Genomic DNA, 13725 nt, shown 5'->3' with positions numbered 1-13725 from the left:
GGCTGATCATCTTCAGGTCAAATCGGCTGATCTTCCAATCCCTGAGTCATACTGCACTAGAGACGAACCGTAGTTCTGGTGGTTGTCAGCCGGTCAATTCCCTCGACCAGCGCGGATATAAACTCTAGCACCCTTCTGCCGAAGTTGTAAATCGCCCTCGGGGCCGGGTGCAAAATGCCCGGCCCCGTGCGGATCTAAGGCTTTTTTGGAGCCAAATACACAACGCCCAACGGTGGAACCCGCAGGTCAGCATATGCAGGCTGCCCGCTGCATGGTCCTTCGACAGCTGTTACTCCGCCAAGGTTGCCAACACCTGAACCGCCAAACTCTTCAGCATCCGTGTTGAGCACCTCTTCCCAATCCCCCGACCAGGGCAGCCCTACCCTGAATCCTTCATGGGGCGCTCCGGCGAAGTTGGCAATGCAAACCAGCGGATTGCCTTGGCCATCCCAGCGGATGAAGGACAGGGTGTTGCGGGCGCCGTCGTTCTCATCAATCCACTGGAACCCCGACGGATCGTTGTCCCGGACATATAGCGCCGGCGTGTTTCGATAGATCCCGTTCAGGGACCGCACCAAATGTTGGACGCCCTTGTGCGCAGGGGTGTCCGAAAGCCACCAGTCGAGACCGTACTGCTCCGACCACTCAGATTCCTGGGCGTACTCAGTGCCCATGAAGATCAGCTGCTTACCGGGGTGCGCCCACTGGAACGCCAGGTAGGCGCGTACGCTGGCGAGCTGCTGCCACCGGTCACCCGGCATCTTCCGCAGCAGCGATCCCTTGCCGTGCACAACTTCGTCATGGCTGATCGGCAGCAGGAAGTTCTCGGTGTAGGCATACACCATGGAGAAGGTGGCCTTGCCGTGGTGGTAGCCACGGTTGACCGGGTCTTCAGCCATGTACTCCAACGAGTCATTCATCCAGCCCATGTTCCACTTCAGCCCGAATCCGAGGCCGCCTCCGCTGGTGGCGCGGGTGACCCCGGGGAAGGACGTCGATTCCTCGGCGATCATCACGACACCAGGCACCCGCTTGTAGGCGGTTGCATTGACCTCCTGAAGGAAATCAATCGCTTCAAGGTTTTCCCTGCCGCCCAGACGGTTCGGCGTCCATTGGCCTTCTTCGCGTGAGTAGTCCAAATAGAGCATCGATGCGACGGCGTCCACGCGCAGCCCGTCAATGTGGAATTCCTCTAGCCAGTAGAGGGCATTGGCGACCAGGAAGTTCCGTACTTCACGACGACCGAAGTCGAAGATCAGGGTTCCCCAATCGGGGTGCTCCCCAAGGAAGGGATCGCCGTGCTCGTAAAGGGTCCCGCCGTCGAACTTCGCCAACGCGAACTCATCCTTGGGGAAGTGCGCTGGAACCCAGTCCATGATGACGCCGATCCCGGCCTGGTGCAGTTTATCCACCAGATACTTGAAGTCGTCGGGGTGACCGAAGCGCGACGTCGGCGCATAGTACGAGGTCACCTGGTAACCCCAGGAGCCACCGAAGGGGTGTTCGGCGACAGGCATCATTTCAACGTGGGTGAAGCCCTGCCACTGAACATACTCGGTGAGCTGCTCGGCCAATTCCCGGTAGTCAAGACCCACCCGCCAGGAACCAAGGTGCACCTCGTAGACGCTCATGGGACCGTTGTGCGGATCTGCTGCCGCCCGCGCGGTCATCCATTCGTCGTCCTGGAAGGTGTACCTCGACTCGACCACACGCGAGCCGGTGAGGGGCGGGATTTCGGTACCGCGGGCCATCGGGTCGGCCTTCTCACGCCAATGCCCGTCGCTGCCGAGGATTTCGAACTTGTACCGTGACCCCGCGACAGCCCCGGGAATGAAGATCTCCCAGAACCCCGAACTGCCCAGCGCACGCATCGCGTTGATTGAGCCGTCCCACCCATTGAAGTCCGCTTTGACGCGAACGGCCTGGGCATTGGGCGCCCAAACGGCGAAGCTGACGCCATTGATGTCGCCCAGCACGGATGTGTAGTGGCGGACGTGCGCGCCGAGCGCAGTCCACAGCGTTTCGTGCCGCCCCTCTGCCAGGAGGTGCATGTCGATTTCGCCCAGCGTGGGGAGGAACCGGTACGGATCATCGACAATCTGCGGCTCACCGTCGTACGTCACTTCGAGGCGGTAGTCCGGGACGTGCCCGGCGATCTCCGCTGCAAGGGTGCCAACCCAGATGCCGTTGTGTTCATGCTCCAATTCGACGCGACCGCTGCCGGTCACCACGGTGACGCGCTGCGCGAGACGTCGGAGGGTGCGGATAGTGACCAGCCCGTGCCCGTCGAGGTGTGCGCCCAGCACAGCATGCGGCTGGTGGTAGCGGCCCTCCGACACTGGTTGCAGGATGTCGATTGAATGTTCGATCCGCCCCGGTGAGGTGGTGACGGCGTCCGTACCGGCGACCGTGTCAGAACTAAAGACTGGATCAGAACCAACGACGGCGTCGACGGCCACTACCGGGTCCACGGGCCCCGCGGTTAGCGGCGGCGAAACGGCAGATGATGGCGTTTCCTGCGTGGCGCTGGTGGACCCGGTCAGGGCGCGGCGCACGTCACGGACCGGGATGTCGACCCAGTCCGGCCGGTTGCGTAGCTCGTAGACCACTTCGTACAGGGCCTTATCCAGCCACAGTGCGAGGAAGAGCGGATCTGCTGGGTCAACCAGCGTCCCGGTCTGGTCCTGATAACCAGCCGCGAAAGCGGCACCCGCGGCCGCGGTCCACTGGTCGGCGTCGGCGGTCGCGGCGTCGTTGCCATGGGCTGCTGCCGCACCGGCATACTCGAGCGAACGCATCATCCCGACGACGTCGCGCAGCACCACATCGGGGACGCTGCGCTCCGCGGCGGGACGCAGTGGTTCGCCCTCAAAGTCGAGCACCAGCCAAGACCCGTCAGGTGCGTTGAGAACCTGTCCCAGATGGTAGTCGGCGTGGATGCGCTGAAGATCGGGGAGCGTCTGCACACTGCGGACCCGCTCAATAACCTTGGCCACCTCGGACTCGAGCGGCCCAACGACGTCGTGTGCTTCCTGCCAGGCCCATTCGATGCGCTGCACCAGGGTCTCGATGAATTCGCCGCGTTCGACGTCGCTTGCTGCCCGGCTTCCGAACGCAGCGGCCAACTGCGCGTGGATACGCCCGGTCACCCGGCCCAGTTCGGACGCCTCCGCAGTGAAATCGGTGTTCGAAGCGGCCGCAACCGAGGCGGTCCGCCAGGCGTCGGTGCTGTTGTCGATGAAATCCCGCAGGACGCTGAGGTGACCGGTCAACCACTGCTTCTCCCCGGCTCCCGTGTCCTCCCAGCTGCCGGTGACCCACCCGAACGTGGTGGGCACATCGACGGATCCGGCATCGGTGAGCTTGGCGCTGACCTGAACGTCGGGGCTTTCCCCCGGTGCCAGCACCCGGAAGAATTTCACGATCATCGAGCCGGCCGGCGTACGCACCACGACAGAGGTGTTTGATTGTTCGCCCTTGAGAACGGTCAGCGGAAGTGGCTTGTCGAACCGTTTAGCCGAGGCGAACGATTCCATCGGGTAACCCCTGGTCCGGCCGTCCTCGGTGACACCGCCCGAGCGCATCAATTCAACCCAGGCCGTCACGAATACCGGGTCATGGGTGGCGTCGTAGATCCAGCGGTGCCCCAATTCGGTGTGCTCCGCCTCGCCGATCAGCGCATCTTCCGCGCCTTTCAAGGGTGCGTCGCGGTAGCTCAACGGGATCTGGACGATGTCCCTCCGGTGGCCGGAATCGACGGCAATCAGGTGAACGTCAAGGCCCACCGCACCGGCTGGATCCTCCAGCCGGATGCCGCCGACCCTTCGAAGTTCAAACTCGCGGCCTCTGGCAGGGAACCACCGCTGATTCGGTAGCCATGAAGTGAGGAGTTCTGGAAAGGTCGGCGTCAGTTTGGGCATTACTTTACGGCCTCCGGGGCTTGAATTATTGGCAGGGCTTCAGTAAGCGGTGAAGCAGTGTTTGAGCTGGCTGAGCGGAGACGGAGCCAGTAGAAATCGTGGCTTCCGAGCGTCAGGGTGAGTGCACCGTCGTCGCCGAAGGTCGGGAACGGCGTGCCACCGAAGAGGTCCCGCAGACCCCGTCCGGCATATTCCGGCAGGTTCAGCTGCGCGGCAACCGGGTGTTGCGACAGGTTGAACACGCACAACAGCACCTCTGGCTGCTCGCCTTCGGCATTATCGACCTCCACCTCACGGATGAAGGCCAGCACCGACTCAGCTTCGGTGGGCACGTTGCGGTACGAACCCAGGCCGAAGGCCGGGCGGGTCCGGCGCACTGCAAGCATCTGGCGCATCCAGTGCAGCAGCGAGCTTGAACTGGCCAGCTGTGCCTCAACGTTGACGTGGTTGTAGTGGTAGACCAGCGACTGGACGACGGGGAGGTAGAGCTTCCCGGGGTCAGCCGTCGAGAACCCGGCGTTACGGTCGGGGTTCCATTGCATGGGGGTCCGCGACGCGTCACGATCGTCAAGCCAGATGTTGTCGCCCATCCCGATTTCATCCCCGTAGTAGAGGAACGGGCTGCCAGGCAGGGACAGCAGCAGTGCGTGAATCAGTTCAACTTCGGCCCGCGAGTTGTCCAGGAGCGGCGACAGACGACGGCGGATACCGACGTTGGCGCGCATCCTTGAGTCCGGCGCGTACCAACCGAGCATCGCTTCGCGTTCCTCGTTGGTGACCATTTCGAGGGTGAGCTCGTCATGATTCCTGAGGAAGGTACCCCACTGGGCGCCAGCGGGAATGTTCGGCGTTTCGGCCATCGTCTCGATGATTGGTCCGGCCTTCTGGTCCCGCAGGGCGTAGAAGAGCTTGGGCATGATCGGGAAGTGGAAGCACATGTGGCATTCCGGCCCCTCGGCGTCGCCGAAGTACTCGACAACCTCCTCGGGCAGCTGGTTTGCTTCGGCGACGATGATCCGGCCGGGATAGTTCTCGTCGACCATGGTGCGCAGGTCCTTGAGGAAGGCGTGGGTCTGCGGCAGGTTCTCGCAGTTGGTCCCTTCCTCCTCGAAGAGGTAAGGGATGGCATCCGCGCGGAAACCATCAATGCCCTGGTCCAGCCAGAACTTCACCACGTCGAAGAGCGCTTCAATAACCTTGGGGTTTTCGAAGTTCAGGTCCGGCTGGTGGGAGAAGAACCGGTGCCAGAAGAACTGCCGGCGGACGGGGTCGAAGGTCCAGTTGGACTCCTCGGTATCCACGAAGATGATCCGCGCGTCCTCGTACTTCTCGTCGGTGTCGCTCCAGACGTAGAAGTCGCCGTAGGGGCCGTCGGGGTCGTTTCGGGACTCCTCGAACCAGTGGTGCTTGTCCGAGGTGTGGTTCAGCGGCAGGTCGATGATGACGCGGACGCCGCGGGCGTGTGCCTCGGCGACCAGACGCTTGAAATCACTGATGGTGCCGAACTCATCGAGGACGTTGTAGTAGTCGGCGATGTCGTAGCCACCGTCGCGCAGGGGCGACTTGAAGAACGGTGGCAGCCACAGGCAATCGACGCCAAGCCACTGCAGATAATCCAGTTTGTCGATCAGTCCGGAGAAATCGCCAGAGCCATCGCCGTTCGCATCCGCGAACCCGCGCACCAGAACTTCGTAAAATACGGCCTTGCGGTACCAGTGTGGGTCATGCGCGAGACCGGGTGCGTTGAGTTGAAACGGGTTGGCCACTAGGGCTTCCTCCTGAGGTAAAGGATGTGTGCTGGTTCCACATGCGGATCCAGCCTGACGTAGTTGTGGGTGCCCCAGACCCAACTCTGGCCGGTGATGAGATCGTCCACCCAGAAGGTACCGTCCTCATTGCAGTCCTCGGGATCGAGGGACAGCGCATCGAGGTTCAGGGAGACTGTACTTTCCCTGGCCCCGTGCGGGTCAAGATTCACCACCACGATGATGGTGTCTTTGACTGTACTGTCGCCGCCGACGTTCTCCTTGTGCTTGGAGAACACCAGGGTTTCCGTGTCCGAGCTGTGGTGAATGGTCAGGTTCTCGAGATCGCCCAACGCCGGGTGGTCCCGTCGGATGTGGTTCAGCCTGGTGAGGTACGGCGCCAGACTCCTGCCTTCGGCTTCGGCGCGCTTGAAGTCGCGGGGTCGATACTCGAATTTCTCGTTGTCGATCGACTCCTCGGCACCGGGCCTGGCCACGTGTTCAAACAGTTCGTATCCGGCGTAGACACCCCAGAGTGGGCTGGCCATCGCTGCCAGGGCCGCCCGGATCTTGAAGCCCGCAGGTCCGCCGTACTGAAGGAACTCGGTGAGGATATCGGGGGTGTTGACGAAAAAGTTGGGGCGGAAATATGGCGCGCTGACCTTACTGACTTCGGTGAAATACTCTTCGAGCTCAGTTTTGGTGTTGCGCCAGGTGAAGTAGGTGTAGGACTGCTGGAAGCCGGCACGGCCCAGGGCGTGCATCATCGGCGGGCGGGTGAAAGCCTCGGCGAGGAAAACGACGTCGGGATGCTTCCGGTTGACTTCGCGGATCAGCCATTCCCAGAACACCACCGGTTTGGTGTGCGGGTTGTCGACGCGGAAAATCTTCACCCCGTGGCTGATCCACAGCAGGACGATCCTGAGGACTTCGCGGGAGAGGCCATCGGGATCGTTGTCGAAGTTGATCGGGTAGATGTCCTGGTACTTCTTCGGAGGGTTCTCCGCGTAGGCAATCGACCCATCCACCCGGGTGGTGAACCATTCTGGGTGTGAAGTGACCCAGGGATGGTCAGGGGAAGCCTGAAGCGCCAGGTCCAGCGCAATTTCAAGGTTCAGTTCGTTGGCCCGCGCCACGAAGACGTCGAAGTCATCGAAGGTGCCGAGGTCGGGGTGGATCGCGTCGTGGCCACCTTCAGCGGCGCCGATAGCCCAGGGCGACCCCGGGTCCTCGGGGCCAGCCGTCAGTGTGTTGTTGGGCCCCTTACGGTGGGTGCGCCCGATCGGGTGGATGGGCGGGAGGTAGACGACGTCGAATCCCATGTCAGCGACCGCGGGTAGCCGGTCGGCTGCGGTGACGAAGGTGCCGGAGGTCCACGCGCCCGACCCCGGCTCGTAGGTGGCGCCTTCGGACCGGGGGAAGAACTCGTACCAGGATGCACGTCCCGCAAGTTCGCGTTCGACCTTGATCGGATAAGGCTGGGATACGGTCACCAGGTCACGCAGGGGCTCCCGGCTGATGGCCGCGAGGATAGCCGCCGACTCACCTGCGGCAAGCCGCTCGTCGATCGGGAGCTCAGTGTCGGCGAGGACCCGTGCGGCCTCGGTGAAGACCACCGCGTCCTTCCTCTTACGGGTCGTCGCAGCGTTAGTGAACAGGGCTGCGCCCTCGGCGAGCATCAGCTCGACGTCGACTCCAGCCGCGATCTTCACCTCAGCGTTGTGGTGCCAGGTGCCGTACAGGTCACCCCACCCTTCGATGACGAAGGTGTAGTTGCCGACAGCTGGGGGGCGGAGGAGACCTTCATACCGGTCCAGCCCCTGGCCCACCGGCGCCAAGCGCACCCGCTGGACTTCCTTGCCTTTACCGGAGAGCAGGACCGCTGATACCCCAAGCTGGTCGTGCCCTTCCCGGAAGACTGTAGCGCCCACCGCAATATCTGATCCAGGGATCGCTTTGGAGGGGAAGGCCCCACCATCGACAACCGGAGAAATATTGGTAATTGGAATTCGTCCGTACCGCAGATCAGCCCTGTCTATCGGCTTCCTGGCGGTGCGTCCCTTACGTGGTGGCTCTATTGAAGTCGTCACACGTTAGACGTTAGCGAGTATTTGCCCAGATTGCTAAGGCGCGCGGACGTAACATCAGTGCTTTTTGCAGTCGAGTTGGGCGTCAACGCAAACGTTTACTCTCACTTGCTCTCATCGGAACCCTCCAGCGGTCCTACGCCGGGAAAAATACGCTAGCCTTTCCCGGGTGAAGGCAATCCGCAGATTTACAGTCCGTACCGTCCTCCCTGAAAGCATCGCCCCGTTGGGCAAGCTGGCAGGCAACTTGCGCTGGTCGTGGCATCTTCCGACCACCCGCTTATTCCACGATCTTGACCCAGCAGCCTGGGAGGCAAGCGGCCAGGACCCCGTCGCTTTCCTCGGCTCGGTGACCCGTGAGCAGCTCAGCCAACTCGCCGACAACGAGCGTCTCGTCGCGAGGATCCAGGAACTCGGCGACGACCTGGACCAGTACCTTTCCGAACCCCGCTGGTACCAGTCGCTCGGCGCCGACGCGCCCCGGTCCATCGCCTATTTCTCCCCCGAGTACGGCATCAGCGCCGTCCTCCCCCAGTACTCAGGTGGCCTCGGCATCCTCGCCGGCGACCACCTCAAAGCAGCCTCGGATCTTGGTGTCCCCCTGATCGGCGTCGGACTCCTTTACCAGGCCGGCTACTTCAAGCAGTCGCTGTCCCGCGATGCGTGGCAGCAGGAAACCTACCCGGTCCTCGATCCTGACGGCCTGCCGTTGACCCTGCTCCGCGAGGAGGACGGCACCCCGGCGAAGGTAGTCTTGCCGCTTCCCGCTGGACGCCAGCTGATCGCCCACATCTGGCGGGCCGACATCGGCCGCGTTCCGCTTCTGCTCCTTGACTCCAATGTCGCGGGCAATGACGAGGCCGCCCGCAATGTCACCGACCGGCTGTACGGCGGCGGTGGCGACCAGCGTCTGCAGCAGGAACTTCTGCTGGGCATGGGTGGCGTGAAAGCGCTGCGTATCTTTGAACGGCTGACCGGCACTCCGGCCCCCGAGGTGTTCCACACCAATGAGGGTCACGCCGGGTTCCTCGGCATCGAGCGCATCCGTGAACTGATGGATCCCTCGAGCGCGTCGCCGATGAGCTGGGAGGAAGCGCTCACCGCGGGCCGGTCCTGCACGGTGTTCACCACGCACACCCCGGTCCCCGCGGGAATCGACCGGTTCGAGAAATCCCAGATTGAGCACTTCTTCGACGCCGGTCTGGCACCGTCGGTTCCGACGGCGAAGGTCCTCACCCTTGGGGCCGAGAACTACGTTGACGGCGATCCGAACAAGTTCAACATGGCGGTGATGGGCCTGCGCCTGGCACAGCGCGCCAATGGCGTCGCCAAACTGCATGGCGTGGTCTCCCGTGGCATGTTCTCCGGGCTGTGGCCAGGATTCGACACCAGTGAGGTCCCCATCTCGTCGGTCACCAACGGTGTGCACGTGCCCACCTGGGTTGACCCGCTGATCGCAGACTTCGCCCGGGACCGTTTCGGCGCCGAGTCGGTCCTGGATCCCCAGTGGTCCAAGGTGTACGACGTGGAAGACTCCGATATCTGGGCGCTCCGCCGCCGCCTGCGCTCGAACCTGATCGACGACGTCCGTCAGCGGCTCCGCTCCTCCTGGAAGAAGCGTGGCGCGGCCGACGCCGAGCTGGCATGGACCAACAACGTACTCGATCCTGACGTGCTGACCATTGGTTTTGCCCGCCGGGTACCCACGTACAAGCGGTTGACCTTGATGCTCAGGGACCCGGCTCGACTCAAGGCCTTGCTGCTTCACCCGGACAACCCCATCCAGCTGGTCATCGCTGGCAAGTCCCACCCGGCTGATGAGCAGGGCAAGCGGATGATCCAGGATCTGGTCCGGTTCACTGACGACCCGGAGGTACGGCACCGGATCGTGTTCCTCCCGAACTACGACATCGCCATGGCACGCACCCTGTTCCCCGGCTGCGATGTCTGGTTGAACAACCCGTTGCGTCCGCTGGAGGCCTGCGGCACGTCGGGCATGAAGTCGGCCATCAACGGCGGCCTTAACCTGTCGGTTCTTGACGGCTGGTGGGATGAAATGTACGACGGCGACAACGGCTGGGCCATCCCCACGGCGAACAACGACGCGTCCCCCGAGGAACGCGACGACATTGAAGCCTCGGCCCTGTATGACCTTCTTGAGGAGCAGGTGGCTCCCCGGTTCTACAGCACGGTGCGTTCGGAGGGCGCCGGCGCTGCCGGACCGTCTGAGCTGTCCCATGATGGGGTGCCACACCAGTGGGTGGCCATGATCAAGCACACCATGGCCAACCTTGGCCCGGCCGTATCCGCTGAGCGGATGCTGCAGGACTACGTCAGCCACCTGTACCAGCCCGCCTGGCGTGCCGGTTGCCTGGCGGCTGAGTCGGACTACACGGCGGCCAAGCACACCGCCGCCTGGCGTTCACGGATCAACGACGGTTGGTCGGCTGTCCAGGTGGAGCACGTAGATTCGGTTGGCGTAGCCGAGGATCCACAGATCGGGGACCCGCTGACGGTCAACGCCTACGTCTCGCTTGGCGCGCTATCCCCCGACGACGTCGCCGTCGAGGTGGCTTACGGTCGGGCCCTGGACAATGACGAGCTCAGCGAGGTGGCCCTGGCCGACCTCGACGTGTCCGAGAACCTTGGCGCGGGACGGTACCTGTTCTCGGGTGGCGTCACGATCGACCACTCGGGGTCCTTCGGGTACACGGTGCGGGTGCTGCCCAAGCACGTTAGCCTGGCGTCGAAGTCCGAGCTCGGTCTGGTCGCCAACGCGTAGCAGCCCGCTCGGGCAATCACAGCTTGCAGGCTAACCGCCTGCTTAGCATCAGCGGCAGTCACACCAGAGTTTCCTGGGGTGGCTGCCGCTTTTGCGTGGCCGGCTAGACCCGGTAGACGCTGATCGAGTTGGCGGGGACGACGTCGGTCTCCCCAGAGCCGATTTGCGCCCCGCGCCGACGGTCCTGGTCCGCTGCGGTGGTGTAGCGCAGCTCGAACCTGGTGATGGAGGGAAGCCCGCTCTCCTGGAGTGACTCCCGCCTTGGCAGGGTGATCTTGGCGTCATCCCTGCTGCCGTTGATGACCACCAGGCCATCCAGGATGCCGTTGGGTGAGCCGAGGAGGAGCTGCACGATCCGGGAACCCTCGTCACGCCACTGCTCCTCAGTCATGGTGGTGCCGGCCGGGTTGAACCAGTGCAGGTAGGAGCTGTCGTCGCGGGCCGGATAGCTGTGCGGCTGGTGGGCCAGGAACTCCTTACGGATCCGGAGCAGGGAACGCGTGTGGTCGAGGAGGTGGCGTGCGTCGTCGTCGTGACCCCAATGCAGCCAGGCCAGCTCGTTGTCCTGGCAGTAGGCGTTGTTGTTGCCGCGCTGGGACCGCCCAAACTCGTCGCCGGCCGTGATCATGGGGACGCCGAGGGACAACAGGAGGGTGGCCATCAGGTTGCGGGAGGTCTGGGCCCGCGCCGCAATGATGCCTTCCTGGTCGGTGGGGCCTTCCATGCCGTGGTTGTAGCTGCGGTTGTCGTTGTGGCCGTCACGGTTCTCCTCCCCGTTGGCCTCATTGTGTTTGCGGCTGTACGAGGAGAGGTCAGCGAGGGTAAACCCGTCGTGGGCGGTGATCAGGTTGACGCTGGAAATGGACGTGCGTCCTGAAGGCCCGAACACATCGGCCGATCCACTCAGGCATCCAGCCAGGCGCGCCACCGATCCGGCGGCGCCGCCCGCCGCCAGGCTGGCCTGGTCGGTGAGCCAGAAGTCCCGGACCGTGTCCCGGAACCGGTCATTCCAGTCCGCCCAGCCCTGCGGGAAGTTGCCGGTCTGCCATCCGCCCATGCCAATATCCCAGGGTTCGGCGATGAGCTTCACACCGCGCAGCGCGCGGTCGGCGCCAACAGCGACCAGGAAGGGGTGACGTGGGGTGAAGGTGTGCGTTTCGTCCCGGGCCATCGACACTGCCAGGTCGAAGCGAAATCCGTCCACGTGGAATTCCTCCACCCAGTATCGCAACGAGTCCAGGGCCAGGGCGATGACCCGTGGGTGCGCGAAATTCAGGGTATTGCCGCAACCCGTGGTGTCCAGGTAGCGGCCGTGGTCGCCGTGCCGGTAATACTGCTCGTCGCCCAGTCCACGCCAGCTCAGCGCCGGAAGGTCTGGCGGACCCTCGGCCGTGTGGTTGTACACCACGTCGAGGATGACCTCGAGGCCAGCCTCGTGGAGCAGTTTGACCATGCCCTTGAACTCGTCCTGGACCGCCCGTGGGCCGGCGTTGCGGGCTGCCTCAGTCGCGTAGGAGGGGTGCGGGGCGAAGTACCCGAGGGTGTTGTAGCCCCAGTAGTTGGTCAGCCCGAGGGGCCCCAGATGGGGTTCGTCGATATGGAAGTGGACCGGCAGCAGTTCCACTGCGGTGATCCCTAGGGCCTTGAGGTAGCCGATCATGACCGGGTGTGCCAGGCCAGCATAGGTGCCGCGGAGCTCGACCGGAATGTCTGGGTGCAACTGGGTCAGCCCCTTGACATGCGCCTCATACACCACGGTGTCACGCCAGTGCGTGCGCGGTGGAGCCGAGGAACCCCAGTCGAATCCGCCGTCCTCGACGTAGACCGACCAGTACACCGGCCCATCGACGGTATCGACGGTGTCGATGGCCCGGGCGTAAGGATCCAGCAGCAGCTGACCTGTTTCCGGCTGGCCAGTTCCGGCCGGCCAGAAACCGTATCTCACAGAGTCGGCGAGCCCCTCCACTGCCCCGTGGTGCACCCCGTGGGTGTAATCGGTCAGGGGGACATCGTGCCAGCTGCCGTCCTGCGACTGGAAGTGCACTGCAAGCGCTGACACGCCGGGCGCGTACACCGCAACGTTCAGGTTGTGCGGCGCTCGGGACCGGTGTACGCCCAGGGGAAACTCACTGGACGGAGGGCTGATTTCGAGGGAGACGCTCATGATCTATGAATACCGTCCGTGCGACTGTCAGGCGGAGCGCTGGCGCGAGATCTCGTACAGGCTGATGCCCACAGCCATCGAGGCGTTCAACGATTCCATCGCCGAGTCAATGGGGATTGAAACGATCTGGTCGCAGTTCTCGCGCACCAACCGTGACAGGCCCTTACCTTCGGAGCCGACGACCAGGCACACTGGTTCGCGGCCAAGCGTCAGATCCGGGAGGGAGACGTCGCCGTCGCCGTCGAGGCCCAACACAAAGATGCCCTTCTCTTTGAACGTCTTGAGGGTTGAGTTCAGGTTTCCGGCCTTCGCCACTGGCACACGCACTGCGGCGCCAGCACTGGTCTTCCATGCTGATGCGGTCATCCCCACCGAGCGGCGCTCCGGAACGATGACGCCGTGGCCGCTGAACGCAGAGAGGGACCTGATGATCGCGCCGAGGTTGCGGGGGTCGGTGATGCCGTCCAGGGCGACGAACAACGGTGCGTTGTTGATGTGGCCCTTTTTCCATTTCTGGATGGTCTCGGTGGCCAGATCGACTGCGTCAGCGTATTCGTAGGGTGGGATCTGGAGCATGATGCCCTGGTGCACTGATCCGTCAGCCATCCGGTCCAGTTCGGTCTTGCCGGTTTCCATCAGCGGGATGCCGCGCTCGGTGGCGAGCTTCAGCGATTCGCGGATGCGCTCGTCCATCTCGATCCGGATGGCCACGTGCAATGCCTTGGCTGGGATGCCGGCGCGGAGCGACTCGACCACGGCGTTGCGTCCGGTGACCATCTCCTCGGTGCCCTTGCCGCGTGCGTTGCGGGCCGACCCCGGATTGCGGCTGCCGGAGTGCTTGGCTGCTGAGCGCTCGGCAAGCTGCTTGCTCTTGTGAGCCTTATGGTAAGGCCGGTCCTCCGCTTTTGGGGTGGGACCTTTACCCTCAAGCGCCTTGCGTCCTAGGCCGCCGGTTCCGCCCGAGGGGCCCTTCTTGCTCTTGCGCACAGCGCCGGGACGTCCGTGAGTGGCCATGGGGAAAACACCT

Annotated in this window: 6 protein-coding genes; 1 reads left to right on the top strand and 5 read right to left on the bottom strand. The window is 63.5% G+C overall.

Annotated elements, in window-relative coordinates:
- Positions 1–194: 194 nt before the first annotated feature.
- The 3 genes from glgB to DDA93_RS07375 are packed head-to-tail and all read right to left on the bottom strand — an operon-like array spanning position 195 to position 7704.
- Positions 195–3920, bottom strand: a complete 3726-nt coding sequence (glgB, locus tag DDA93_RS07385) for a 1,4-alpha-glucan branching protein GlgB (protein ID WP_024475704.1) — start codon at positions 3918–3920, stop codon at positions 195–197.
- Positions 3920–5686 (bottom strand): maltose alpha-D-glucosyltransferase, encoded by a 1767-nt coding sequence (treS, locus tag DDA93_RS07380; RefSeq protein ID WP_024475703.1) that lies wholly within the window; start codon positions 5684–5686, stop codon positions 3920–3922. Before treS ends, glgB begins: the two co-directional genes overlap by 1 nt.
- On the bottom strand, positions 5686–7704 hold the full coding sequence (locus tag DDA93_RS07375; protein ID WP_026041017.1) for an alpha-1,4-glucan--maltose-1-phosphate maltosyltransferase: 2019 nt from the start codon (positions 7702–7704) through the stop codon (positions 5686–5688). Before DDA93_RS07375 ends, treS begins: the two co-directional genes overlap by 1 nt.
- Before the next feature lie 217 nt (positions 7705–7921).
- Here DDA93_RS07375 and glgP point away from each other — a divergent pair, with 217 nt between their 5' ends.
- Positions 7922–10534 (top strand): alpha-glucan family phosphorylase, encoded by a 2613-nt coding sequence (gene glgP, locus DDA93_RS07370; protein ID WP_024475702.1) that lies wholly within the window; start codon positions 7922–7924, stop codon positions 10532–10534.
- A 103-nt stretch (positions 10535–10637) separates the two neighbouring features.
- On the opposite strand, the gene glgX is transcribed toward glgP, so the two are convergent.
- Complete coding sequence (gene glgX / locus DDA93_RS07365; RefSeq protein WP_019482370.1) at positions 10638–12698, bottom strand: glycogen debranching protein GlgX; 2061 nt, start codon at positions 12696–12698, stop codon at positions 10638–10640.
- Positions 12699–12725: 27 nt separating this feature from the next.
- A complete protein-coding gene (rlmB, locus tag DDA93_RS07360; protein WP_019482369.1) occupies positions 12726–13712 on the bottom strand; it encodes a 23S rRNA (guanosine(2251)-2'-O)-methyltransferase RlmB in 987 nt (328 codons plus the stop codon).
- Positions 13713–13725 lie beyond the last annotated feature (13 nt).

It is taken from the genome of Arthrobacter sp. Bz4, from assembly GCF_003075455.1.
Classification (GTDB): Bacteria; Actinomycetota; Actinomycetes; order Actinomycetales; family Micrococcaceae; genus Arthrobacter_D.
The sequence above is the reverse complement of the archived record's forward strand: the minus strand, read 5'-3'. Positions and strand labels throughout refer to the sequence as shown.

Coding starts and splice junctions, on each gene's coding strand:
- glgX (WP_019482370.1), bottom strand. CDS start 12,698: ATGAGCGTCTCCCTCGAAATCAGCCCTCCGTCCAGTGAGTTTCCCCTG.
- glgB (WP_024475704.1), bottom strand. CDS start 3,920: ATGCCCAAACTGACGCCGACCTTTCCAGAACTCCTCACTTCATGGCTA.
- rlmB (WP_019482369.1), bottom strand. CDS start 13,712: ATGGCCACTCACGGACGTCCCGGCGCTGTGCGCAAGAGCAAGAAGGGC.